Here is a 24198-nt window from a genome sequence, read left to right on the forward strand (position 1 = left end):
TAAAAGGTAGAGGCGATGATCTTTCTAGAGTTTTTCATTTTCTTCAGCCTGACGCTGTTTTTGCATGAGTTCGGGCACTATCTGGCCGCCCGGATGTTTGGCATCCGGGTTGAGGAGTTCGGTTTTGGTTTTCCGCCGCGCCTGGTGCGCCTGTTCCGGGTTGGTGAAACTGAAGTCACTTTGAATTGGATTCCCTTCGGCGCTTTTGTGCGTCTTTCCGGCGAAAATGACCCCAGTGTACCGGGGGGATTTATCAACGCAAAGCCCCTGGCGCGGATTGTCGTACTACTGGCCGGGCCCTTCATGAACCTGTTGACCGGGTTGGTTCTCTTCAGCGTGTTTTTCTTGCAAGCAGGTGTTCCTGAGGTCACCAAGGTCATGGTGGATTATGTTGAGCCCGATTCTCCGGCGGCTCAGGCTGGCATCCTGGCAGGTGATCTGGTTCGTGAGGTTAACGGCGTGGCCATTACCAGCATGTCGCAACTGAGTCAGATCATCAGTCAGCATCGTGGGCAGGAAATTACCCTGGTTGTCGAACGGCAGGGTACGTTAATCACCCTGCGGGCTACTCCCCGCCTTAACCCGCCTCCAGGTCAGGGGGCGTTGGGGATTCGCATGGCCACCCCCTGGCGGGCGGCCTCCTCCTGGTTTGAGACGTTGCCCTGGGCCTCACGGGCTACTTGGGAGGGGCTGATCCAGATCCCACGTTCCCTCATTGCGGCAGCGCGTGGGGAGATTCCCCCTGAGCAGAGCCGGGTGGTCGGTCCGGTTGGCATTTACACCATTTTCTCCCAAGCCCGTGAGCGAGATATTGAAAATGAACAGGCGGGGGCCAGTCCAATTGAATCCACCCTGACGCTGCGCCTGATGGCGCTGATTTCAGTCGCGGTGGGGTTTGCCAATTTGTTGCCGCTTCCCGCTCTGGATGGTGGGCGCATTCTTTTTATCTTGCCCGAACTGGTGATAGGTCGGCGCGTACCGCCCAGATATGAGGCACTGATCCACACCATTGGTTTTGTTCTGCTATTATTGTTTTTCCTGTATATCACCGCCCAGGATATTCTTAATCCGGTGGTATTACCCTAGAGAAAGAGGCACGTATGTCAAGAAAATCGCGTAAGCAAGTTTCGTTTGAGCAGGTTTTGGAAGCCCTGCTGGATATGAACCAGCCGTTCCCGGCGCGCTTTTTGCATCGCTTCTCAGATCTCAGCCCTGAGGATCTGGAAAGCCTAAAGAAGGTGTGGAAGCAGGTGCCAGCCGAGCGGCGGGCAGCGCTCATGGAAGATCTGGAGATGCTGGCCGAGGCCGACACATTGGTCTCGTTTGATGAACTGAGTAAATTCGCCCTGGATGATGAAGACCCACGGGTGCGGGCGGGTGCGCTTAGCCTGCTGTGGGAGTGCCAGGATCCGCATCTGATTCAAAAGATGATTCAGATGATGGAAGAGGATAGTGATGAAATTGTGCGGGCTCAAGCGGCTTCGGTGCTGGCCCAATTCGTTTACCTCGGCGAGGTTGAGGAACTCCCGGAGACCACCTTGCACATGGTGGAAGATCACCTGCTTGGTGCATTGAGCCGCGACCGCTCGCCGCTGGTGCAACGACGGGCTTTGGAGGCGCTTGGTTTTTCCAGCCGTCAGGAGGTGCCTACCTTGATCCTGCGCGCTTATACCAGCAGTGATCCCACCTGGGTGGCCAGCGCACTTTTTGCAATGGGACGCTCGGCCGATCCGGCATGGGGGCAACATGTGGTGCGCATGCTGGATCATCCTGATTTCGATGTGCAACTCGAAGCGGTGCGGGCGGCAGGCGAACTGGAAGTGGAGGAGGCGCGTGAACCCCTCTTAAAGATGCTTGAAGAGGGGATCGAAGACGAGGAAGTGCGCATGGCCGCCATATGGTCGCTTTCGCAAATTGGAGGGGAAGGAGTGCAGGAGGCATTGGAGCGACTGCTGGCCGAAACCGAAGATGATGATGAGGCCGCTTTCATCGAGGATGCTTTGGATAACCTCTCCTTCAATGAAGGGGTGATGCCGTTTGGAATGTTCGAGTTTGAAGTCCAGGACGAGAAAGATCTTGATCACATCATTGATCTTGCGTCTGAGGAAGAGGGTGAGGACGAGGATCTGGACGAGGACTTGCTGGCGCGCTTGAACTGAGGTGTGATCTCAGCGGGGAGGTGGGGCGAATTGGGCTGGCTGGTCGTGGCAGTGCTGTGGTGGCAAACTCTCTGGTGGCCGCAGGTAGCCACAGATCCCATTGTTGAAGGGGTCTCCGCAGAACCCAGGTTTGGTGAGCAAGTGATCTTTCAGGCTCACCTGCGCCTTTCCGTTCCGCCGCGCGAAGTCGTATTGCTTATCTCCCCCGAGGGTCAGCCACCCCTTACCGTTAACCTCACCCCGACCGCCGCCGGACAATTGGTCTACACCTGGAATTTGTCAGGGCGTGCGCTGACACCCTTTTCCCGCATTACCTATTGGTTTCAGGTTAGACGGGATGATGGGCAGGTGGTGGAGAGCGCGCGTTATCAGTTTATCTACCGCGATGACCGCTTTGAGTGGCAGGAACTGCAAGATGGCATAATCCAGGTGGGATGGGTGGAAGGCGATCTGGCCTTTGGACGGGCGGCACTCCTGGCCGCGCAGAATGGTCTCAGTAAAGCCCAATCGCTTCTGGAGGCCGAGCCTCCCGCTCCTTTGCAAATCTATGTCTACCCGGATATTCAAAGCCTGCAGGAGGCGCTGAGCCTGTCTCAAACCCCCTGGTTGGCAGGCCATGCCAGCCCAAAGACGGGAATTGTGTTGGTGGCGATCCCCCCTGGGCCGGATCAGGTGGCAGAGATGGAGCGCCAGATCCCGCACGAGATTGCGCATCTTTTGCAATACCGGTTGATGGGGGAAGCCTACGAGCAATTGCCGGTTTGGCTGGCAGAAGGAGTGGCCTCACTGGCTGAGTTATACCCCAACCCAGATTATCAGCGTGCATTGGAACGGGCGCTTCGGGAGGATCGTTTGCTCCCCATGCAGAGTTTGTGCCGTGCCTTCCCGCGCGAGACAGCCGGTGCTTTTCTGGCTTATGCCCAATCCGCTTCGTTCGTGCGCTATCTGCAGGAGCGTTTTGGGCGCAGTGGGTTGACGGCGCTGACACGGGTCTACCAGGACGGCCGGGGATGTGAGGAGGGCGTGCAGGCAGGGTTGGGGATCCCGCTGATGCAATTAGAACGCGAATGGCAGCAGGACGTGCTGGGAGTTAATGTGTGGCAACGTGCCTGGCGCCATTTGTGGCCTTATTTAGTACTGGGGGTTTTGATCACTTTGCCAGTACTTATCAGCGCGTTTCTCGTCCACCCTCATCGCTCACATCTTCCCCGACAGGAGGAGCCGTGACAACAGATGCCGTGCGCCTTCACGCTTTGATCCATGGTCATGTGCAAGGGGTCGGTTTTCGCTATTTTGTTCAGGATCGGGCCCTGGCCTTGGGGCTGGTTGGGTGGGTGCGCAACACCTTTGATGGGGATGTTGAGGTGGTGGCAGAGGGTCCGCGTCCGCGCCTGGAAGCCTTGCTGGATCACTTGCGCCGCGGCCCCCGCGCTGCTGTGGTCACGGGGGTAGATGTCGAATGGTCGCCGGCCAGCGGCGAATTTCGACGGTTTGAAATCCGTCCCACGGTTTAGGGCGCTTCCTCACCGGCTAGCAGGCGGGCTTTTTGCCAGGGCGGCAGGTTGCTTTCCTCGGCCAGCAGTGCCCGCAACTCAAAGATTTGGTCTCGCAAAGCGGCCGCTTTTTCAAATTCCAGATTCTTCGCTGCGGCTCTCATTTGCTGTTCTAATTCGGTGATTAAGTGTTTCAGTTCACGGGCAGAAGCCGTGCGAGCGGCTGCCCGGCCAGCGCTGTACTCAGCGCGCCCTTCAGCCACGGCGGCGGCACTCAACCGTTCGGTCAGGTCATGGACGGCCTTGACGATGCTGACGGGCTCGATCCCATGAGCCTGGTTATAGGCCATTTGTTTGGCACGACGGCGGTTGGTTTCATCAATAGCCTGGCGCATGGCGTCGGTGATGTGGTCGGCGTACATGATCACGTGCCCATTGACGTGGCGTGCAGCGCGTCCAATGGTTTGGATGAGCGCGGTGGCGGAACGTAAAAAGCCTTCTTTGTCGGCATCCAGAATGGCGACGAGAGAAACCTCGGGCAAATCAAGTCCCTCGCGCAGCAAGTTGATGCCCACCACTACATCAAAAACCCCCAGACGCAGATCGCGCAGGATGCCCACCCGTTCGAGGGTATCAATTTCGGAGTGTAGGTAGTGCACTTTGATGCCCAGTTCCATCAGGTAGTCTGCCAGGTCCTCGGCCATGCGTTTGGTCAGGGTCGTGACCAGAGCCCGCTCGCCGCGCTCGACGCGTTGGCGGATCTCTTTGACAAGGTCATCAATCTGGCCCTGGGTGGGACGTACTTCCACCACCGGATCGAGCAGCCCGGTGGGGCGAATAATTTGCTCAACCACCTGATCGGCGCGTGCCAGTTCGTAGGGGCCGGGAGTGGCCGAGGTGTATATGGTGTATCCCATGCGCTGCTCAAACTCTTCAAAGGTCAAAGGACGGTTGTCCAACGCCGAGGGCAAACGGAAGCCGTATTCCACCAGCACCTCTTTGCGTGAGCGGTCGCCGTGGTACATGCCTCGGATCTGCGGGATGGTCATGTGGGATTCGTCAATGATGAGCAGATACTCGCTGGGCAGGTAGTCCATCAGAGTCCAGGGAGGCGAGCCGGCAGGACGCTGATCGAGATGGCGCGAGTAGTTCTCAATGCCGGCGCAGTAGCCCACCTCGCGCAGCATTTCCAGGTCGTAGCGCGTGCGCTGTTCCAGACGCTGGGCCTCCAGCAATTTCCCCTGGGCGCGCAGGTAAGCCAGGCGCTCTTCCAGTTCGGCCTCGATATCCTGGAGGGCTTTTTGCAGGCGTTCTTGCTCGGTGATGTAGTGTTTGGCAGGGTAAATGGCAATTTGTTCGGGTTGTTCGAGCAGTTCGCCAGTGAGGGGGTTGACCACCTGGATACGCTCAACCTCATCGCCAAAGAAGGTGATGCGATAAGCACGCTTATCCTCATAAGCCGGGAAGATCTCCAGAGTATCCCCGCGAACGCGAAAAACACCGGGACGAAGTTCAAAGTCGTTGCGTTGATACTGACTCTCAACCAACTGACGTAGCAGAGCATTGCGACGGTAAATACCACCGATTTGCAGATCAATCACGCTTTTCCCGTACGCCTGGGGATCGCCTAGGCCGTAGATGCAGGAAACGGAGGCGACGATGATCACATCTGGCCGCGACATCAGCGCAGTGGTTGCGGCCAGGCGCAGGCGGTCAATTTCTTCGTTTATGTCAGTTTCTTTTTCAATGTACAGATCGTGCTGAGGTACATAAGCCTCAGGTTGGTAGTAGTCGTAGTACGAAACAAAGTATTCAACGGCATTATCGGGGAAGAACTGCTTAAACTCGGCATAGAGCTGGGCGGCCAGAGTTTTATTGTGGGCCATCACCAGCGCGGGCATTTGCAGTTCGGCGATGACATTGGCAATGGTATAGGTTTTGCCCGTCCCGGTTGCACCCAACAGCACCTGATGCCGATAGCCGCGCCGCACGCCCTCGACTAATTGGCGGATGGCTTCGGGTTGATCCCCGGTGGGGTGATAGGGGGCCTGGAGTTTAAATTTCATAAGGTCTCTACCTGATAATCGGATGAGTGAAACATTTGTTCGAACACGGATCATTCTATCATATTTTCAAACGAGTGGGAGGAATTGCTACGATGGGTGACGAAGCCGGATTGCTGGCTTTTCAATGCAGTCAGTTAAGCGCGTATACCAGGGGTGGTGTTGAGCACGGCCAGCGGGGTATGAAGCGCTTTCCGAGGCACGATCAGCGATCCGAAACCTCGGTCTGCGGCTGTTCGAGGTGACTGAGGCGCTCTAACACCTTGAGCAGGCGTTCGCGCCATTGGGGGTCGTCCGGGTCAAAAGACATCCAGTAGGCGTTCTTACCCGTGCGGGCCAGAGGTTCCAAGGAAGGTAGAGGGCGGGGTGGTGCATCGTCGGGGCGTGGTGGATAGCGCAAGACCAGTTGCCCGCTCTCCACGCTGACCGAGGCCAAGCCCGCGGCCTCGGCGCGCAGTTTGACCTGCATTTGGAAGAACAGGTTTTGGACGGATTCCGGAAGCGGGCCAAAACGATCATGGAATTCATCGCTGAGAGCAGCCAGTTCGTTTTCGCTCCGGGCTTCGGCCAGGCGGCGGTAGAGGCTGAGACGGGTGCTCTGAGCGGGCACATATGAAATCGGGATGCCAATGTCCAGGGGTAAATCCACGTTCACCATCAAACCCAAGTCGGCTGAAGGTTGGGTGGGTTCAGCGCCTCCGGCCAAGGGGTACTCTCGACGCAGTTCTCGCACGGCCTGGGCCAGCAGGCGGGTGTACAGATGAAAGCCCACGCTGGCGATATACCCATGCTGGCGGGTGCCCAGGATCTCACCGGCACCACGCATTTCCAAATCGCGCATGGCAATGGCATACCCCGAACCCAATTGCGTGTTTTCAGCAATGATTTCCAGCCTCTCCTGGCCTTCAGGTGTGGGGGGACGCTTGCGGTGACGGAAGAAGTACGCATAGGCGCGCTGAGTGCCACGCCCGACCCGCCCGCGCAATTGATACAATTGGGCCAGTCCAAAAGTATCCCCGCGATCTACAATGAGGGTATTGGCGTTGGGGATGTCCAGACCGGATTCGATGATTGAGGTACAAAGTAGAACATCCACCTCGCCGCGGGTGAAACGTTCCATTACCTTAGCCAGTTCCTCCTCGGGCATCTGACCGTGTGCCACGGCGATGCGGGCTTCGGGGACCAGGGTTTCCAGGTGACGTCGCATTGCCTGTATGGTCTGGACGCGATTATGCACAAAGAAAACCTGCCCACCACGCTCCATTTCACGCAAGATGGCCTGTCGTACCAGCCGAGGGGAATAAGGGCCGATGTGGGTGATCACAGGGAGGCGTTCTGCCGGAGGGGTGTTGATCACCGAAATGTCGCGCACGCCGGCCAGTGCCATATAAAGGGTGCGCGGAATGGGGGTGGCCGTCAGGGTGAGCACATCCACCTCGGTGCGCAGTTTCTTGAAGTACTCCTTGTGCGTGACCCCAAAGCGTTGTTCCTCATCAATGATGACCAGCCCCAGGTCTTTGAAAACCACGTCCGGCTGGAGCAGGCGATGGGTGCCGATAATAATGTCAATGTCGCCCAGCGCCAGGCGAATCAGGATGTCTTCCTGTTCTTTGGGCTTGCGGAAGCGAGAGAGCATCTCGACGTTGACGGGGAAGGGCGCTAATCGCTGGCGGAAGGTCTCATAATGCTGCTGGGCAAGGATGGTGGTGGGTACCAGAACGGCCACTTGCTTGCCATCCATCACCGCTTTAAAAGCGGCGCGTAATGCAACCTCGGTCTTACCATAGCCCACATCACCGCAGAGCAAGCGATCCATGGGGCGTGGGCTTTCCATGTCGCGCTTAACTTCTTCGATGGCACGCAGTTGGTCCTCGGTTTCAATGTAGGGGAAACTGGCTTCCAGTTCCTGCTGCCAGGGTGTATCTGGGCTAAAAGCAAACCCCTGGGCTACTTGGCGTTTGGCATATAGTTCCAGCAATTCACGTGCCACCTCGCGGACGGCTTCGCGCACGCGTTGCTTGGTGGTATTCCAATCCGCGGTCCCCAGACGGGTGGGGGTGGGCTCTTCGCCATCGGGGCTGATGTAGCGGCTGATGCGATCGGCCTGATGCACCGGAACAAAGAGCTGATCGCCTTCGGCATAAGCAATGCACAAAAACTCGCGTTCCACCCCTTCCAGAGTGCGGCGGACCAGTCCCACGAAGCGCCCAATGCCATAATCTACGTGGACCACCCAGTCCCCCGGCTTGAGATCGGCGTAGATGGCTTCGGGAGGGGCTGCTTGAGGACGAGCGCGGCGGCGCGGCTGAGGGCGTTCCCAGCCGAAAAGTTCACTGTCTCCCACCAGGTGAAGGGGTTTGCCGTCGGGACGAGCGAGCATCCAGCCCTCGCTCAAACTTCCCTCAATAAAATGCACGTGTTGTTCCGCAGCGGCAGACAGGTAGCGACGGTGTTCATCCCATAACTCGCGCAGGCGCGACACCTGGCGAGATACGATCAGCACCTCCTCCTCAGCGGTGCCACGCAGGGCCAGCCACTCCAGGAAGGATTTGAGGCGCCCCCCAAAGCGCGGCTGGGGCTGAAACTGCCTTGCCAGCGGATGTCCTTCCTCATCCTGACTGTGGCCCATTTCAAGCCAGAGGAAATCGCCTAGCAGATCCTGGAGTTCGGACCAGGGAAGGTAGGGGAGCGGAAAATCCGGAGCCAGCAGGCCCTCTGCAATGCTATCCTGGCGCATTCGCACGGCCAATTCTTCAATTTCATTGGCGGTGTTACGCAACAGGTCCAGATCGTCAAAAATGAGCAGCGTACCCCGAGGAAGATAATCCAGCAGGCTGCCCGGTAAGGGATAAACCAGGGGCAGCCAGAATTCATCCGCCTCTTCTGGAGTAAGCCCTGCCGCGGCTGCCTTAACCGGAAGCACCTCACGGGCCGGAGTGATGAGGGCTTGTTCGAGATTGTGGACAGTGCGCTGGGTGGCAGGATCGAACTGGCGCAGGGTGTCCAGTTCATCGCCGAAGAATTCCAGACGGAGCGGCAGGGGTTCTGTGGGCGGCCATAAATCGAGGATACCGCCACGCAGGGCGATCTGTCCGGCCTCGACGACTACCTCCACGCGCTGGTAGCCGATATCCAGGCATTGGCGCAGGAAATTTTCCAAGGGCAGGGTTTGGCCAACGCGGATCAGCCGGGTGTGTTTAACGAATTCCCGGCGGGGTAGGGTGCGGGTCATCACTGCGCGGAGGGGAGCCACGATGAGCGGCGGGGAATCGGGGCGTGGCAGGCCCGGCAGGTGGTAGCGGCTGAGCAGGCTAAGCACCAGCAAGCGATCTTTGCGGGTTAGCATCCCCCAGGCAGCGTGCTCGTAGAAAAGGGGGTTGGGCTCGGGGAAGAGGTAATGTTCACCTTCGCCCAACCAGAGAGAGAGTTCATCCTGAAGAGCCAGCGCACGATCTGTGCGCTCGACCACCCAGACCAGGGGGGTGGTTAGATCGCGGTGCAGTGCCGCGGCCAGGGGCAGGCGAGCCGCACGCATGAGCCCCATCCCTTGCACGATCAAGCCATCGCGCAGGTCATCCAGCAAATGGCGGTACTCAGAGTGGGAACGGAGGGCGTCCAGCAGTGTGGCAAGGTTCATGAGTCAAGAGACATACCGTTAAAACGATTCATGGCGGTGTCAAGTCCTTCGGTGACGAAGACGCGGATGGCTTGCACGGCGCGGTCAATCAGCAGATCCAGAGCGGGTTGGTCGCTTTCGCTGAAATCTTGCAAAACGTAGTCAGCAGGATCCATTCGTCCCGGTGGTCGGCCGATGCCGAAGCGCAGGCGCGGAAAGGCCTGTGTCCCCAATCGTTCAATAATCGAGATCAGTCCTTTGTGGCCTCCGGCGCCGCCGCCGGGACGCAGGCGAATCACCCCAAAGGGCAGGTCGAGGTCGTCGTGTATGACTAGAAGGTGGGCCAGCGGAATTTTATAGTAACGCACCAGGCTACCAACGGCCTCGCCTGAAAGATTCATATAAGTTTGAGGCTTGGCCAGGATTACCCTGTGCCCGTTTAGGTAACCGTTCTGGATCAGGGCTTTCATTTGCAGGCGAGGTGTGCCCAGATTCAACTGGCGGGCAAGCGCGTCAATGACCATGAAACCCACGTTGTGGCGGTTGCGTGCATAAACGCGCCCAGGGTTGCCCAGCCCAATTAGCAGGTAGGGCGGGGCGGTTGTTTCCGGAGGGAGGGGAGAGGGAGAAGAATGGGTCATCGGATCTAGCCACGATGGGCGCGGGAACGGATCCCGGCCAGCAATCCAAGAAAGATCAGGAGGCCCAGAGCGGTCATCCCCCCACGCGCCAGGGTAGTCAGGAGGGTGCCGGGGGTTAGCGTCAGTGGGTTGGAAGGCAAGGGGGTGGGCGATGGGGCAGGGGTTGGGCTTTGTGCAGGGAGAGTGGGTGTGAGGGTGGGGGCGTTGGTAAGCACCTCAAGGGTGGGGGATTCCACCGGCGTGTAATTGCGTACCCGCAGGTGTTCAACAACCTGTTCTAGGACCCGGCCGTCTTTCAGCAGGAGCCGCAAGCGCAGACGGTAGGTGCCGTCGGTAAGCGTGGTAGTATCCCACAGGGCCAGCGGGTCAGCGGCAGGGGGCTGTTCGGATTGCACAATGGGAAACCAGGTCTGGGTGGGATCTTCCTGGTAAGCAAACTCTAGTTCGTAGCGCACCCAATTGCCTTCAGGCAGAGCGGCGCGAATGGCCACCTGTCCGTGCAGCACAGCCCCGGGCTCGGGGGCGGTGAGCAGCGGAGGCGTGGCTTGCGAGAGCGGTGCCGATCCAACCAGACTCAGAAGAATGACCAGGCGAAAAACGGCCCAGAGCATAGCATTTAAGTTTATCACGAAAATTCGCCAGAACCCCATGCCCTTTAAGGCAAGGGGAAGGTATTTTTCTGGCTTTCCTGCAAAGAAGGAAGTCCACAAATGGTATCAAAAACCGACAGCCAGTATAACCGCCAGGCCTCTTGGGTGATCCGCTTTCTGAGAAACTGACTCCCGGTTAGTTAAGCGAGCGGAGCGACCGATGCCCCGGTCTTTTATCTGGCAGGCCAAAGCGTAAAACTGTTGGGTGTTTAGTCGAAGATGGGGTAGGGGGCGTTAAACGGTTGACGCGCAAACCGCTGCATTATACACTTGGGGCAGAGGACGCCCTTGGACGTCCCATCTTTGACCCCGGCACAGTACCTGAAGGCCAGGGTTTGTAGGTTGACAAAAGGTTCTGCCGTTGCTGCCAGAAGCGTGGTGCTGCTCTCGTTGGGTGATTCCTATGAATCCTGTTCAGATAGAAACTTTCTTGCATGAAACGCTTCTTCCCATTCTGGCTGCCATGATCGCGGGTGGGCTGATTGGGTTGGAACGCGAATATCGCGATAAGTCTGCCGGTTTCCGCACCTTCATTTTCATTGCAGCGGGTTCGGCTTTGTTTACAATGCTGTCGCGCTCCTTTGGGGGAGGGGATATCTCACGGATCGCAGCAAACATTGTCACCGGGATTGGCTTTTTAGGGGCCGGGGCGATTCTCCGAGAGGGGCCGCGTATTGCCGGATTGACCACAGCGGCCATTATCTGGTTGACCGCTGGGGTAGGAATGGCCATGGGAGCAGGAGCGTATCTGCTAGGGGGATTGGTAACCGTGTTTGCGCTCATTGTGTTGTGGCTGTTCCCTGCCTTTGAACGGCGCATTGACCTTCTGCGCGAGCAACGAGTTTATGAGATGGTAGTTCAGGGGGGAACGGAGTCGCTGGAACAGATTCATGCGGCTATGGGGCAGGTTGCTCTGCGCCTGATCCGACGCGAGTACTTCAAGGAGAGCACCGGACTCTTGCGCTGTCGTTGGGTGGTGCTGGGAAGCCATGCAGCTCATGAACAATTTGTGGCTTTTCTGGTGGCATCCCCGTGGGTCGTGCAATTTCGCTATTGAGAAGCAGAAAGCCCCTGCCGTTTCGTTGGGCAGGGGCATGGGGACAAATCGGAGTAACGTTTAGATGAAGATGATCTGAGCACCCTCGGTCATATCAATGAAGTCGCTGGCGGTGACGATCCCCTGGACACCCTCGACGAAATCGTCCATGGTCAATCCCATCATGTCCACGGTCATTTTGCAGGCGTAGAGTTTGGCACCACCATCCACCAGCATCTGTAAATACTCCCGTACCGGGGGAACGCCCAGGGCTTTCATTTTGTCCTTCATTAGCTTTGTGGCAAGCGCAGTCATGCCGGGCAGAACGCCAACCAGGTTGGGAATGCCCAGATTGCCCGGAATGCCCATCATGTTCATCTTCATGCTGGTATTCGCCACGGGTGGGAGTTCCAGATGGTCCACCCGATGTTTATTGATCAGATCCAGTCCCCAGAACGTGAAGAAAATGGTGACATCCACGCCGTTGCCCAAAGCAGCCCATCCCATCACCAGGGCCGGATAAGCCATATCCAAGTTGCCCTTGGAGCAAATAAAGGCGATGTGGCGATTTCCTTCTGTCATGATCAAACCTCCTTAATTGAGAAAAAAGATTAGACACAACCCTCGGGCTTGCCCAGGCCGGCAATTCGGGCCACCTTCTTGGCCGGGCCCTTGGGGAAGAGGGCAAATAATTCTTTGGTGGAGATGCCCGTTCCTGCGGTGATCGTGCGCAGGGTGGGGGCCTTGCCGGTGGCACCAGCGCTCTGGCGGCAGAAGTTGATCACCTTCCAGTGCTCGGGGGTTAACTCCTCGATACCCTCTTCTTTGGCCAATTCAATCGCAATTGCTTCGTTCCATTCATTGGGGTTAACCATGAACCCTTCAGCGTCCACTTCCACGGTTTTTCCGGCAATGACTCGGGTAGGCATAGGTATTTCCTCCTTCAAAACTTGGATTTATGTTTTAGTCCTGTGCAGATACAGGGTTGGACTTCGATTCGGCCTGATGGCCGATAACGTGCAGGACTCGCAGCGTCAGTGCCAGGCCGCGACGAACAGCCGGGTCTTGCAACTGGCGCAAAAGGCTGAAGAGCGAAATATCTACCGGCTTACCGACCTCCTCTTCGGCCAGGAGCAGGGTGTTGCGGACAAAGGTCAGGATTTCGGGCTGGGTCATGTCCTTGACGGTGTTGAGAATGAGCACAATGTTATCTCCCAGCCGATTAACATCCTCTTCGCTGAAAGAGGTGACAATGTTATCCACAATGCGCACCCCGCCACGGGCAAAGGCGAAATACCCTTTGTCTTCCAGCGTTTGTAGGGCTTCGGTGAGGCGCATCAGGACATCCTTGGAGACGGGGGTTAGTGTCTCGATGAGATCGTAGAGGGCATCCAGTTGGTCAAGCAGGGTTTCAATCTGGCGCGCATGACGAAGCAGTTTCTTGAACAGGCGTAGCAATTCTTCTGGCTGGATGTATTCCTGGATCTCCTCAAGTTGTTCACTTCCCAGGCGCAGGGCTTCCTTGGCGATGGGCATAGCCGTTTCGATGAGTTCATCTCGCGCCTGGCGTTCGCGCTCGGCCAACCGGGCCTGTTCGCTCAGGTAAGCCACCTGCTCCATGAGGGCGTCCAGTTTCTGGTTCAGGGCGGTGATTTCAGCCTCCATAATACCCCTCCGCTAAACCTTCCACTTGCCGGCCATGCTCATCGTGGCAGGAAGCGGCAGTTCCATTCCGCGCAGCAGGATGTGCCAGTACATCCAGTGGAACATCAGTTTGCCCCAGTGGTTAAATTCGGATTCCTGCAGCAAGGTCAGGGGGCCGATGCCGGGGAGTGGGTAGCGCCCAGGCAGGGGTTCCTGGGTGTAGTTGAAATCGATCATCAACCCCTTGCCAAAACCGGTTTCGATGAAGCAATTGGCGTGCCCATCGAAGTAAGGCGGGAGTTCGCCGGTCTCTACGTAGTCCAGGAAATGCTCGGTAAACAGGTCAATTGAGAAGTGGGCGGTTGCCCCGGCCTTGGAGGCGGGAGCATCCGAAGCATCGCCGAGCACGAAGATATTGGGATGGGCCTTGGCGCGCAGAGTGTGGGGATCCACCGGCACCAGGTTAAGTTCGTTTCCCAACCCCGATTTTCCAATCACCTCGGCGCCCTTATTGAGCGGGATGGTGACCAATAGATCGTACTCGATCTCGCGCTCATCGTAAGAAACGATCTTCCTGGCGTCTGGGTCCACCCGCTCAATCATGAAATCGGGCTCAACTTTGATGTTCTTGCTTTCCAGCAGTTCTCCCAAAAGTTTTGAAGCCGTCGGTTTGGTGAAAGCGCCGGATAGCGGCGTGGCGTAGATGATTTCGACCCGATCGCGCATGCCCTGCTGGTGAAAATACCAATCTGCCAGCATAAGGAATTCCAGGGGTGCTACTGGGCATTTGATGGGATTGTCAACGACGTTGACAACCAAACGCCCTCCTTTCCAGGAGCGCAAAGTGTCTCGCAGGGCTAGGCTGGTCGGTAAGGTATAGAAGGAATGGATGGTTTTGCCCCATTCGCCATCCAGCATTCCCGGCGTTTCCTCGGGGTAAATATCTACACCGGTTGCAATGATGAGAAAATCGTAGGGCAATACACTCCCATCGGCCAGGTGCACGCGACGGTGCTCGGCGTCAATTTCTTCAACTTTGGATTGGATGAAACGCAGTGGAGGATCTATAAAGTCACGCTTGGGCTTGATGACGTCTTTTGGGGTGTACATGCGGAAGGGGATAAACAAGAAGCCAGGCTGGTAGTAGTGAATAGGATCCGGATCCACCAGCGTAACTTCCCACCGTCCAAAATCGAGCAAGCGCTTGAAGCGGTTGGCAACGATTGTGCCTGCAGTGCCGGCGCCGAGAATGACGATTTTTTTCATAGAGTCAACTCCTTGACTAAGAGATTTGAGTAAGCGTAGCGATTTGTTGCAAGCGCTCAATGAACAATAGGCGCTCACGCAGAATGCCTTGCACAGCGCGGGCGGCCGCAGTTGGCCAGGCTGCCACACGCTGGTGCTGGCTGGGATCTATGGTTCGAATCTCACCCGCGGCCGCACGCACTTGTTCCACAGGGAGATCATATTGCTCGGCCAGTTGCCGCCAGAGGGTTTCAGGGTCGGTGGGTGGATTTTGCCAGAAGCAGGGGCCGCATAGGAACCAGGCCACAACCTGACCTTCGTCGTAGATGGGAGCCAGCAAGTAATTTAGCCCGGCGTGGCAGGTGGCAATACCTCCCCGTGGCCCAACCTCATGCACCATGCGCCGCCGGGAGGTCTGGCAATCGGCGCGTGCCTGTTCGTGCTGCCACAGCAGTTGGCAAAGCGCACAGGGGTGGCTGGTCTCGGTCAAGGGGTTCCCATCGTTGTCCACCACCACGGCGCTCAGACCGCTGATCTCGGCATACAGATCCTGAATGGGTTGAACGCAATGGGTGGGGAAACCGATTGCCAGATCAATGGCCTGGGAAGAGGTTTCGGTGGGGGTGCGTCCCAGCAGGCGCTCAACCTCGCTCCGCGGGAAGCGCCACTGCTGGCCGATCTTCACCCCTTTGAGCCGCCCATCCTGGAGCATGCGGTAAATGGTGATGCGATCAACCTTGAGGAGATCTTGAACCTGGCGTGTGGTTAATAATTCTTCCATAGCATGTTATAAAATGTTATAGCATTCTTTATCACGCTTTATGGTAGCACCCCTGCCCCGGTACGGATAGTGACAAATGTCACGATGATTGTCATGTTCGTTATTTGCTTCACAAACTGGCTATCATAAGGACCGCCTTTATTTGTGGCTTTGGTTAGGAATTGTTCCCCTTCGGTGGGGCTATCCCCGGCAGTGCTTTGGTTCGGTGTAAAAGGCGTAACTCGTGCACTGCCCAGGGGTTACCTATGGTTAGAGTATGCATTGCGGAGAGAAGGATTCCATAAATGCCATCCGACTCTACGGGTTTGTAAAGGTAGGAAAAGGTAGAAGATGAGAGAGGGTTCGTTTCCCTCGCAGTAAGGGTTTGGCCCGAGATTGCCAGTTTTGCGCCAGATGCGCTTTGATCATCCTACGTCCTTGGAGGAGGAATCAACATGAGCGAAACCAAAGCGGTAGCCATCGTGGGGGTTGGAGCGATTTTGCCGGATGCCCCCGATGCACCGACCTTTTGGCAGAATATCAAGCAGGGGCGTTATTCGGTGACCGAGGTGCCTCGTGAGCGTTGGGATCCAGATCTCTACTACGATCCCGACCCGCGAGTGCCTGATAAGACCTACACCAAAATCGGAGCATGGGTGCGCGAGTTTCATTTTGAGCCGCTTAAGTGGGGGATTCCCATCCCCCCCAATGTGCTGGCCGTCATGGACAACACCCAAAAATGGGCCATTGCGGCGGCGCGTGAGGCCCTTCTGGATTACGGTTTCCCGCAACGTCCGTTGGATCCCACCCGTGTGGCCGTGATCCTGGGAAACTCCATGGCGGGGGAAAATCAGTACAACACCAGTTTCCGCGTGCGTTTGCCGGAGTATCTGGAGGCTCTGCGTGAATTAGAAGTGTTCCGTGATCTTCCGCCGGATGTGCAGCGCACACTGTTGGAAGGGGTGGCGGCGAAGATACGGGCCAAACTCCCACCGATTACTGAAGACACCATGCCGGGCGAGTTGGCCAATATCATTGCCGGGCGGGTGGCCAACGTTTTTAATTTCTCGGGCGCAAACTTTGTCACGGATGCGGCTTGTGCCTCTTCCCTCGCGGCCCTCCAAGCCGCCATTGAAGGGCTGAACGCCTATCAATTTGATGCCGTCTTGACCGGGGGCGTGGACGGCAACATGAGCATTGATGCATACGTCAAATTCTGCAAAATCGGCGCGCTCAGCCCGGATGGTTCGCGTCCATTTGCCGAGGGCGCTAACGGCTTTGTGATGGGCGAGGGCGCGGCGGTATTCTTGCTCAAACGCTTGGCCGATGCGGAGCGAGATGGGGATAAGATTTATGCTGTCATCCGGGGGGTGGGTTCCAGCAGTGATGGACGGGGTAAGGGCATCACAGCCCCCAACCCCACTGGTCAGCAACGGGCCATTGAACGGGCATGGAAGAACGCCGGTCTCTCACCCGCCACGGCAACCCTGATCGAGGCTCATGGCACCTCCACCCGCGTTGGGGATGTGGTGGAGGTGAACAGCCTGAACGCTATTTTTGATCCTTTTGATCTACCGGTGGCTTCAATTGCCCTGGGTTCGGTCAAATCCAACATTGGTCACCTGAAGAGCGCAGCCGGTGCCGCAGCGTTGTTGAAGGTGGCGTACGCGCTTCATGAGAAGGTGCTGCCTCCCTCGATCAACTTCACCCGCCCCAATCCTAATATTGACTTTGATCACCTTCCCTTCTATGTCATTACGGAGTTGCGCCCCTGGGAGCGTCCACGCGGGGAAATCCGACGTGCGGGGATTAGTTCGTTTGGTTTTGGTGGGACAAACTTTCACGCTGTCGTAGAGGAATATGTACCGGGTTTACTGACGAGCGAAAGGAAGGTCTTCCCGGCGGTGGCGGTTGCCCAGGCCGAGATTCCAGCCGAAGCCTCGGCGGTGTCGGTCTTTGAGGGACTGCCCACTTTCCGTGGATTATTCGTAGTGGGGGCGCCGGAGCGTGCGGCCTTAATCTCTCGCTTGCAGAAGGTGTTGGAAGAGGCACGCGCCGGGCGTATGCCGGCCTGGAGGACGCCGCCACTGGATGAAGTGCGCTACCCTGAGCGCATAGCGCTGGATTACGCCGATGCCGCTGATTTGGCCAAACGGGTGGAGAAGGCCCTGGCGGCCTTGGAGCGAGATGCGCCTGATACTTGGCAGGCCCTGGCCGGTCAGGGGATTTATCGCGGGCGGGGGGCACCCGGCAAAGTTGCCTTTCTCTTCCCAGGACAGGGCTCGCAGTACGTCAACATGCTGCGAGATTTGTACGAACTAGAGCCCATTGTCGCCGAAACGTTTCGTGAGGCCGATGCGGTGATGACCCCGATTTTAGGTCGGCCCCTCAGCGCATATATCTTTGTTGAAGATGGTGATGAGCGGCTTAAGCAAGCCGAATCCGAGTTGCGCAATACGATTGTGACCCAACCGGCCATGCTCACCGCGAATGTGGCTCTGCTACGCCTGCTGGCCAAGTACGGTTTTCCCCCGGATATGGCCATTGGTCACAGCCTGGGGGAGTACGCCGCGTTGGTTGCGGCCGGTGCTCTGCCCTTTGCCGAGGCGCTGGAGATTGTGAGTGCGCGGGGGCGGGAGATGGCACGGGTTTCCATGGCAGATAACGGTTGCATGGCGGCGGTTTCGGCACCTCCTGAGGCCATTGAGCGCATTTTGAGCCAGGTACCCGGTTATGTGGTCATCGCGAATTACAACAGCCCGTTGCAAAGTGTCATCGGTGGTGCAACGCCGGCGGTTGAAGCGGCGCTGGAGGCGCTCCAGGCTGCTGGCTATCAGGCCGTCAAAATTCCGGTCTCGCATGCTTTCCATACCCAAATTGTGGGGCCGGCCAGTGAACCGCTGCGTCAGGTCATTGCGCGCATGCATCTCCAGCCCCCTCGCATCCCGGTTATTTCGAATGTGACCGGTGAGTTTTATCCATCGGATCGGGAGGCTATGCTGGATTTGCTGGCGCGTCAGGTGGCTTCACCGGTCCAGTTCATCCGAGGTGTTCAGACACTCTACGCCCAGGGAGCGCGTATTTTTGTTGAGGTGGGTCCCAAGCGCGTTTTGGCCGGGCTGGCCAGTGACATTCTCAGGGAGAAGGCGTCTGAGGTGCTCATTTTGGCCACTAACCACCCGCGCAAAGGCGGGCCGGCTTCATTCAATGAGGCGCTGGCCGGTTTGTTCGCTGCAGGAGTGTTGCCCCGGGGGGTTGAGGAGCGTGCGCTGCCGGTGCAAATCACGCCGATACCTGAGGCAGCCCCAAGACTCACCTCCGAACCCCCGGTGCCCCAGGTTGCTCCCGCCATTCTGGTCAAGGAAGGAAGGTTGCCTCTTACGGGCTCGGTGGTTATCAGCGGTGCCGGTTTGGGGTTGCCGGGGCGTCAACGGGCAGTGTTTGCGGATGACAATGTTGAGCGCTTGCTGCGGGGCGAGATCATGATTGAGCCGCTGCCCTTGGAAGTGCGCCAAAGCCTGCTGCAACGGCGTATCATTCGCCTGATCAAGAGTGATAACGGCGCCGAAGTGCAGCCGGTGGAAGATTTGGAGCAGACGGTCAAACTGGCGGGGCAACGCGGGCAGTTTGACCTGAGTGAGGATTTTGGTGTGCCGGAAGAGCGGGTGGAAGCCCTGGATATTTCCACCCAACTGGCCATTGCGGCAGGCATTGAAGCCTTGCGCGATGCGGGCATTCCCCTGGTGATGCATTACCGCCCGACGAGTGTGGGTACTTACCTGCCGGATCGTTGGCGCTTGCCTCCCGCACTGGCGGATGAAACCGGGGTGATTTTCGCTTCGGCTTTTCCGGGGCTTGCAGAACTGGCACGAGAGTTAGAGGACTACCATCAGTATCAATCTCTGAAGACCCAGTTGGAAACCTTGCAAGCGCTGGCGGCGCAACTCGGTTCAGCCCCCCCGGAGATGCTGGCCTTCTTAAAGGCTCAGATGGCCGATCTCGAACGTCGCTTGGCTGACCGGGATTATCATCTGGATCGCCGGTTGGTCTTCCGGGTACTGACCATGGGGCACTCGCAGTTTGCTGAGTACATTGGTGCACGGGGCCCAAATACCCATGTCAATGCGGCCTGTGCCAGCACAACCCACGCGCTGGCGCTGGCTGAGGATTGGATTCGCCAGGGACGCTGCCGGCGGGTCATCATTATCGCCGGGGATGATGTTACCAGTAACCCTCTGATGTCCTGGATCGGCGCTTCGCTTATGGCCAGTGGCGCGGCCACCATTGAGGGGGACTTGCGGCAGGCGGTATTGCCCTTTGACCGTCGGCGCAATGGGATGATCATGGGGATGGGCGCTGCTGCGCTCGTTGTTGAATCGGAAGATGCGGTGCGCGAACGAGGAATGCGTGGCATTTGTGAGGTCCTGGCCACTGACATTGCCAACAGTGCCTATCACGGCACGCGCCTGGATGTGACTCATGTGAGCGAGATCATGGAGCGCCTGGTCGGCACGGCGGAGCGACGATTTGGGCTCAACCGTGCGGAGATGGCGCCGTACATGGTGTTTGTGTCTCACGAGACTTATACCCCTGCGCGGGGGGGCTCGGCTTCTGCCGAGATTCGCGCCTTGCGGTATGTCTTTGGAGACCACGCTAATCGCATTCTGATCGCCAACACCAAAGGGTACACCGGGCATACCATGGGGGTGGGGGTGGAGGATGTGCTGGCCGTCAAGGCGTTGCAATATGGGCGCGTGCCCCCAATTGCCAACATTGATAATGGTTTTGAGCCAGACCCCGAACTGGGGGATCTCAACCTATCCCGGGGTGGGACCTTCCCATTGCGCTACGCCCTGCGCCTGGGAGCGGGCTTTGGATCTCAGGTGGCAATGGCCTTGCTGCGGCGCATTAATGGTGGAGATGAGCGGGTTAACCCCACGGTGTACAGGCGTTGGCTGGCCGACCTGGCCGGGTATGAGCAAGCCGAACTAGAGGTCGTCAAACGTACGTTGCGCATTCGCCATGCGGGACCTCCCCAGCGCCCTCCCTTGCAATCGCGGTGGCAGTATGGGCAGGGACCGACCCAATGGGCTGAGACTCCCGCTGCTGAGAATCCGGTGTCCTCCTCGCAACCGGGTGCGTTTTCCTCGCCGCGTGAGGAGGTCGCGTTTGAAGGGACAGGGGGACCGGCCGTGACGGTGCCGGAGGAAGGCCAAGTCGCTGAGTTTCTCCTGAACCTGGTCAGCGAGAAAACCGGGTACCCACGTGAAATGCTGGACCTGGATTTGGACCTGGAAGCCGATCTGGGCATTGATACGGTGAAACAGGCGGAGCTATTCGCCAGTGTGCGGGAGCAGTACGGCATCCCGCGGCGCGAAGATCTGCGTCTGGTAGATTACAACACGTTACGTAAGGTCATTGCCTTTGTGCGGGAATCGCTGAGCAATCTGCCTTCGGCAAGCGCTCCCCTCCCACAGGGGGATCAAAACGACGGATCTTCTCCAATGGCGTCTGTCGAGGTGGGTGCTGGCGAGACCCCGCCAATATCCCCGGCGATGAAACCGGCCTTGCCCGATGAAGAGGAGATCCGGGCGGTGCTGGTGGCGCTGGTGAGCGAGAAAACGGGTTATCCTCCCGATATGCTGGATCTGGACCTTGATCTGGAAGCCGACCTGGGCATTGATACGGTCAAGCAGGCGGAGTTGTTTGCCGCGGTGCGCGAGCGCTATGGCATCCCGCGCCGTGAGGATTTACGCCTGGTGGATTACAACACCCTCCGCAAGGTCATCGGCTTTGTGCGGGAGTCATTGATGGCCCAGTCAGAATGGAGCGGGGCGCAGCCCTCAACAATGCCTGCTGAGCAGCCAACCCAGTCCGTCAGCCCCGAGGTGCTGGAACTGGTGACTGCTCGCGTGGGCTACCCGGTGGAGCATCTGCCGGTGCAGACAGAACCTCCTGCTTCTTACTCGGTGGAGGTGCACTCTTCCTCCTCGGGGCAGGCCGGGAGCATAAGCCTGGATGAAGAGAGAATTCGGGCATTCGTACTTTCTCTGGTCAGTGAAAAGACTGGTTACCCTCAGGAGATGCTGGATCTGGATTTGGACCTGGAAGCCGATCTGGGCATTGATACGGTGAAGCAAGCCGAGTTGTTTGCTAGCGTGCGGGAGCAGTACGGCATCCCGCGCCGCGAGGATTTGCGCCTGGGCGATTACAACACGCTGCGCAAGGTCATCGCCTTCGTGCAGGAGTCGCTGCAGGCGTTGCAGGAGGCTGAACGCCAGCCGACAGAGAAAAGAGAGACAGCAGATCTCTCATCCCTCCCGGTGTCTGATGAGGTGGAAAGCCCCATACTGGAAGAAGCAAGGGATGAAGCACCGGGGAGCGGAATTATTCGGCGCCGGGTACCGCGGGCCGTTTTGCGCCCAAAGGCGGTGCTCTGCCAGCCTACCGGCATTTCGCTGTCCGCCGGGATGCGGGTGGTCATTGTGGGAGATCAAAGTGGCGTGGGGGTGGCGTTGGCGCGTCGTTTGCGGGGGCACAAGGTTAAAGTACTGCTCCTCCCCGGTGACTCACCAGAACAAGTGCTCTCTCAAGTGCGCCAATGGGTGGAAGAAGCCCCGGTGAACGGTCTCTTTTTCCTGCCGGGTCTGGATGTGGAGCCTGCATTGGAGGATATGGACGCCGAACGCTGGAATGTTGAGGTGCACCGACGTGCGCACATGCTGTTTGATTTGCTCCAGGTGATTACTGGCGAGCCGTTCCTGATTGCTGCTACGCGCCTGGATGGATTGCACGGATTCTCGGGAGCTCCTCTGGCATCTCCTCTGGGCGGTATGATCAGCGGGTTGGTTAAAGCGGTATCGTGGGAGCGCGCCAATGCTCTGGTAAAGGTGGTGGATTTCACGCCCCGGGCTGAGCCGGCGACCATCGCGGCCCAGTTGATCGAGGAATTGCTTTATGACCCTGGTGTGGTTGAGATTGGGCGGTGTGACGAACAGCGTTATGGGGTCACTGTGGTAGAGGCTCCTCTGGGTGAAACCCAGTCGTTTAATCTGGGTGACAAACCAGTTTTCCTGATTACGGGTGGGAGCGGCGGGATTACCCGGGCTGTGGTGCGTGACCTGGCGCGTAAAACGCGGGGGGTGTTTTACCTGGTAGGACGTTCATCCCTTCCTGATCCGGAAAACCCGGACCTGCTGATGCTTCGTCAGGATCGCGCAGCCTTGCGCCAAACCCTGCTCAAGCGCCTGGCAGCACGGGGGGAACGACCCTCATTGGCGGAGGTTGAACAGCACCTGGCGGCGCTGGAACGTGCTGAGGGAACGTTAAAGTTATTAGAAGAGGTGCGCACCTGGGGCGCAGAGATTACTTATATCCCTGCGGATGTCACAGATGCGCAGGCGGTGGAGAGCGTTGTCCGCCGCGTGGCTCAGGAGCAGGGACGCTTGGATGTGCTGATTCATGCTGCCGGTGTGGAGCGCAGCCGCCGCCTGGAAAGCAAACCACCAGAGGAATTTGCCCAAATCCTGGCGGTCAAGGCGGCAGGCTTCTATCACCTCTATAAGGGCTTGCAACGTCATGGCCTGTGGCCGCGGGCGCTGGTCGTTTTCACCTCAATTGCGGGGCGCTTTGGAAACGCTGGACAGGTGGATTACTGCGCGGGCAATGACTTTCTTGCCAAAATGATGCTGGCATTGCGACATCACCCGTCTGGGATCAAGACCCTGGCGCTGGACTGGGGGGCTTGGGCCGAGGTGGGTATGGCCAGCCGGGGTTACGTACCTGAGATTATGCGCCGCGCCGGGATTGATCTGATGCCACCGGAAGAAGCCGCCGCTCATGTGCTACGCGAATTGCTCGGCAATCCGGGCCAGGCCGAAGTGGTGCTGGCAGGCTCATTGGGCGTACTCACGTTGCCACGTCGCGATCAGGATGGCCTGGATCTGGAAGCGCTGAACCGAACCCTGGGCGGGCATCTCAACATTTTGCCGGGCATCCTGACACGTTATGATCGTTGGGAGGGGGCACATTTTGAGGTGGAACTGGATCCCCAGCAGACCCCTTATCTTTATGATCATGCCCTGAATGGGATTCCGCTATTACCTGCGGTGATGGGGCTGGAGGGGTTTGCCGCCGCTGCTCTTCGCTGGGCTTCTCTGGCTGGAGAGAAACCTGTCTGGCGGGTCAAGGGGTTTAGTGAGGTCCAGTTTATGGCCCCCTTGAAGTTTTATCGCTCTCAGCCGCGTCGTTTTGCCATCACGATCCAGATGATGCACGATGGAGAGGGATTGACCGCCCACGCGGTGCTGGAATCCAGCCTGAACCGCCCGGGCATGGGTGCTCAGACCTTGCGTCACTTTGCTGCAAATGTTCATTTGGTATCTGGGGAGTACGAGGCAGAGCCTCAGAAGATCACCCTCCCCCTGTGGGAAGAAAGCAAGGCGGTAAAACGCGAAGCAATTTATGCCCTCTTCTTCCATGGGCCGGCTTTTCAGGTGCTGGAAGCCGCCCAGGTGGAGGCGGAGAGAAGCGTAGGGCGTTTACAGACCGACCTGCCCACACTTGGCGCCGTTTCACTGGTCACTGCCCCGCACCTGCTTGAATTGGTGTTACAAACGGCCGCTGCCTGGGAAGTGGCTCAGGATGGGGTGCTGGCCTTGCCCTCTGGCGCAGAGCGGATTGTTTACCATGCCCGGACGTGGCAGGAGCCGGTCTGGGTTGAGGTCACTCCCAGTAGCAGCCAGGAACGGCGCTTTAACGCACGGGTGCTGGATGCTCAGGGTCACCTGATCCTGGAGGTGGAGGGGTGCCGCACGGCCCGCCTACCTTATGCAGCAGAGGCCCCGCTCGTGGCACCTTTCCGAATCAACCTTGGCCGAGGAGGGTGACCT

15 protein-coding genes are annotated in these 24198 nt (G+C 58.1%); 6 read left to right on the forward strand and 9 right to left on the reverse strand.

Features of this window, described 5'->3' with window-relative positions; genetic code table 11:
- Positions 1–15: 15 nt before the first annotated feature.
- From SE15_RS10170 to SE15_RS10185, 4 genes are read left to right on the forward strand one after another with little or no spacing between them, the layout of a single operon-like run.
- On the forward strand, positions 16–1086 hold the full coding sequence (locus SE15_RS10170; RefSeq protein ID WP_054522006.1) for a M50 family metallopeptidase: 1071 nt from the start codon (positions 16–18) through the stop codon (positions 1084–1086).
- Between the two features lie 14 nt (positions 1087–1100).
- Positions 1101–2159 (forward strand): HEAT repeat domain-containing protein, encoded by a 1059-nt coding sequence (locus SE15_RS10175; protein ID WP_054522007.1) that lies wholly within the window; start codon positions 1101–1103, stop codon positions 2157–2159.
- Positions 2160–2189: 30 nt separating this feature from the next.
- Positions 2190–3386, forward strand: a complete 1197-nt coding sequence (locus SE15_RS10180) for a peptidase MA family metallohydrolase (protein ID WP_054522008.1) — start codon at positions 2190–2192, stop codon at positions 3384–3386.
- Positions 3383–3673, forward strand: coding sequence for an acylphosphatase (locus tag SE15_RS10185; protein WP_083461874.1), 291 nt, complete (start codon positions 3383–3385; stop codon positions 3671–3673). Before SE15_RS10180 ends, SE15_RS10185 begins: the two co-directional genes overlap by 4 nt.
- Here SE15_RS10185 and uvrB read toward each other — a convergent pair.
- The 4 genes from uvrB to SE15_RS10205 all read right to left on the reverse strand — a co-directional run bounded on the left by uvrB (position 3670) and on the right by SE15_RS10205 (position 10601).
- Positions 3670–5718 (reverse strand): excinuclease ABC subunit UvrB, encoded by a 2049-nt coding sequence (gene uvrB / locus SE15_RS10190; RefSeq protein WP_054522009.1) that lies wholly within the window; start codon positions 5716–5718, stop codon positions 3670–3672. The genes SE15_RS10185 and uvrB overlap by 4 nt on opposite strands.
- A gap of 202 nt (positions 5719–5920) precedes the next feature.
- Positions 5921–9352, reverse strand: a complete 3432-nt coding sequence (gene mfd / locus SE15_RS10195; RefSeq protein ID WP_054522010.1) for a transcription-repair coupling factor — start codon at positions 9350–9352, stop codon at positions 5921–5923.
- Positions 9349–9972, reverse strand: a complete 624-nt coding sequence (gene pth, locus SE15_RS10200) for an aminoacyl-tRNA hydrolase (protein ID WP_054522011.1) — start codon at positions 9970–9972, stop codon at positions 9349–9351. The genes mfd and pth overlap by 4 nt, the downstream gene beginning before the upstream one ends.
- A gap of 5 nt (positions 9973–9977) precedes the next feature.
- Positions 9978–10601: a hypothetical protein gene (locus tag SE15_RS10205; RefSeq protein ID WP_160316698.1), complete on the reverse strand. Its 624-nt coding sequence runs from the start codon at positions 10599–10601 to the stop codon at positions 9978–9980.
- 424 nt (positions 10602–11025) lie between these two features.
- Between SE15_RS10205 and SE15_RS10210 the strand changes: the two genes are divergently transcribed.
- Positions 11026–11679: an MgtC/SapB family protein gene (locus SE15_RS10210; RefSeq protein ID WP_054522013.1), complete on the forward strand. Its 654-nt coding sequence runs from the start codon at positions 11026–11028 to the stop codon at positions 11677–11679.
- A gap of 60 nt (positions 11680–11739) precedes the next feature.
- Here the strand turns inward: SE15_RS10210 and SE15_RS10215 are convergent, their stop codons facing one another.
- The 5 genes from SE15_RS10215 to SE15_RS10235 are packed head-to-tail and all read right to left on the reverse strand — an operon-like array spanning position 11740 to position 15328.
- On the reverse strand, positions 11740–12240 hold the full coding sequence (locus tag SE15_RS10215) for a DsrE/DsrF/DrsH-like family protein (protein ID WP_152965595.1): 501 nt from the start codon (positions 12238–12240) through the stop codon (positions 11740–11742).
- A gap of 29 nt (positions 12241–12269) precedes the next feature.
- The gene (locus SE15_RS10220; protein WP_054522015.1) at positions 12270–12587 is read right to left on the reverse strand and encodes a TusE/DsrC/DsvC family sulfur relay protein; all 318 of its coding nucleotides are present in this window, start codon (positions 12585–12587) and stop codon (positions 12270–12272) included.
- Between the two features lie 34 nt (positions 12588–12621).
- The gene (locus SE15_RS10225; protein WP_054522016.1) at positions 12622–13323 is read right to left on the reverse strand and encodes a DUF1641 domain-containing protein; all 702 of its coding nucleotides are present in this window, start codon (positions 13321–13323) and stop codon (positions 12622–12624) included.
- 12 nt (positions 13324–13335) lie between these two features.
- Positions 13336–14568, reverse strand: a complete 1233-nt coding sequence (gene sqr, locus SE15_RS10230; protein ID WP_054522017.1) for a type III sulfide quinone reductase, selenoprotein subtype — start codon at positions 14566–14568, stop codon at positions 13336–13338.
- A 16-nt stretch (positions 14569–14584) separates the two neighbouring features.
- Complete coding sequence (locus SE15_RS10235) at positions 14585–15328, reverse strand: PocR ligand-binding domain-containing protein (RefSeq protein WP_054522018.1); 744 nt, start codon at positions 15326–15328, stop codon at positions 14585–14587.
- A gap of 434 nt (positions 15329–15762) precedes the next feature.
- Here SE15_RS10235 and SE15_RS10240 point away from each other — a divergent pair, with 434 nt between their 5' ends.
- Positions 15763–24195: a type I polyketide synthase gene (locus tag SE15_RS10240; protein WP_054522019.1), complete on the forward strand. Its 8433-nt coding sequence runs from the start codon at positions 15763–15765 to the stop codon at positions 24193–24195.
- Positions 24196–24198 lie beyond the last annotated feature (3 nt).

The sequence above is a fragment of the Thermanaerothrix daxensis genome, assembly GCF_001306145.1.
Lineage (GTDB): Bacteria > Chloroflexota > Anaerolineae > Anaerolineales > Anaerolineaceae > Thermanaerothrix > Thermanaerothrix daxensis.

Coding starts and splice junctions, on each gene's coding strand:
- pth (WP_054522011.1), bottom strand. CDS start 9,972: ATGACCCATTCTTCTCCCTCTCCCCTCCCTCCGGAAACAACCGCCCCG.
- sqr (WP_054522017.1), bottom strand. CDS start 14,568: ATGAAAAAAATCGTCATTCTCGGCGCCGGCACTGCAGGCACAATCGTT.
- SE15_RS10225 (WP_054522016.1), bottom strand. CDS start 13,323: ATGGAGGCTGAAATCACCGCCCTGAACCAGAAACTGGACGCCCTCATG.
- SE15_RS10210 (WP_054522013.1), top strand. CDS start 11,026: ATGAATCCTGTTCAGATAGAAACTTTCTTGCATGAAACGCTTCTTCCC.
- SE15_RS10235 (WP_054522018.1), bottom strand. CDS start 15,328: ATGGAAGAATTATTAACCACACGCCAGGTTCAAGATCTCCTCAAGGTT.
- SE15_RS10170 (WP_054522006.1), top strand. CDS start 16: ATGATCTTTCTAGAGTTTTTCATTTTCTTCAGCCTGACGCTGTTTTTG.
- mfd (WP_054522010.1), bottom strand. CDS start 9,352: ATGAACCTTGCCACACTGCTGGACGCCCTCCGTTCCCACTCTGAGTAC.
- SE15_RS10220 (WP_054522015.1), bottom strand. CDS start 12,587: ATGCCTACCCGAGTCATTGCCGGAAAAACCGTGGAAGTGGACGCTGAA.
- SE15_RS10215 (WP_152965595.1), bottom strand. CDS start 12,240: ATGACAGAAGGAAATCGCCACATCGCCTTTATTTGCTCCAAGGGCAAC.
- uvrB (WP_054522009.1), bottom strand. CDS start 5,718: ATGAAATTTAAACTCCAGGCCCCCTATCACCCCACCGGGGATCAACCC.
- SE15_RS10175 (WP_054522007.1), top strand. CDS start 1,101: ATGTCAAGAAAATCGCGTAAGCAAGTTTCGTTTGAGCAGGTTTTGGAA.
- SE15_RS10240 (WP_054522019.1), top strand. CDS start 15,763: ATGAGCGAAACCAAAGCGGTAGCCATCGTGGGGGTTGGAGCGATTTTG.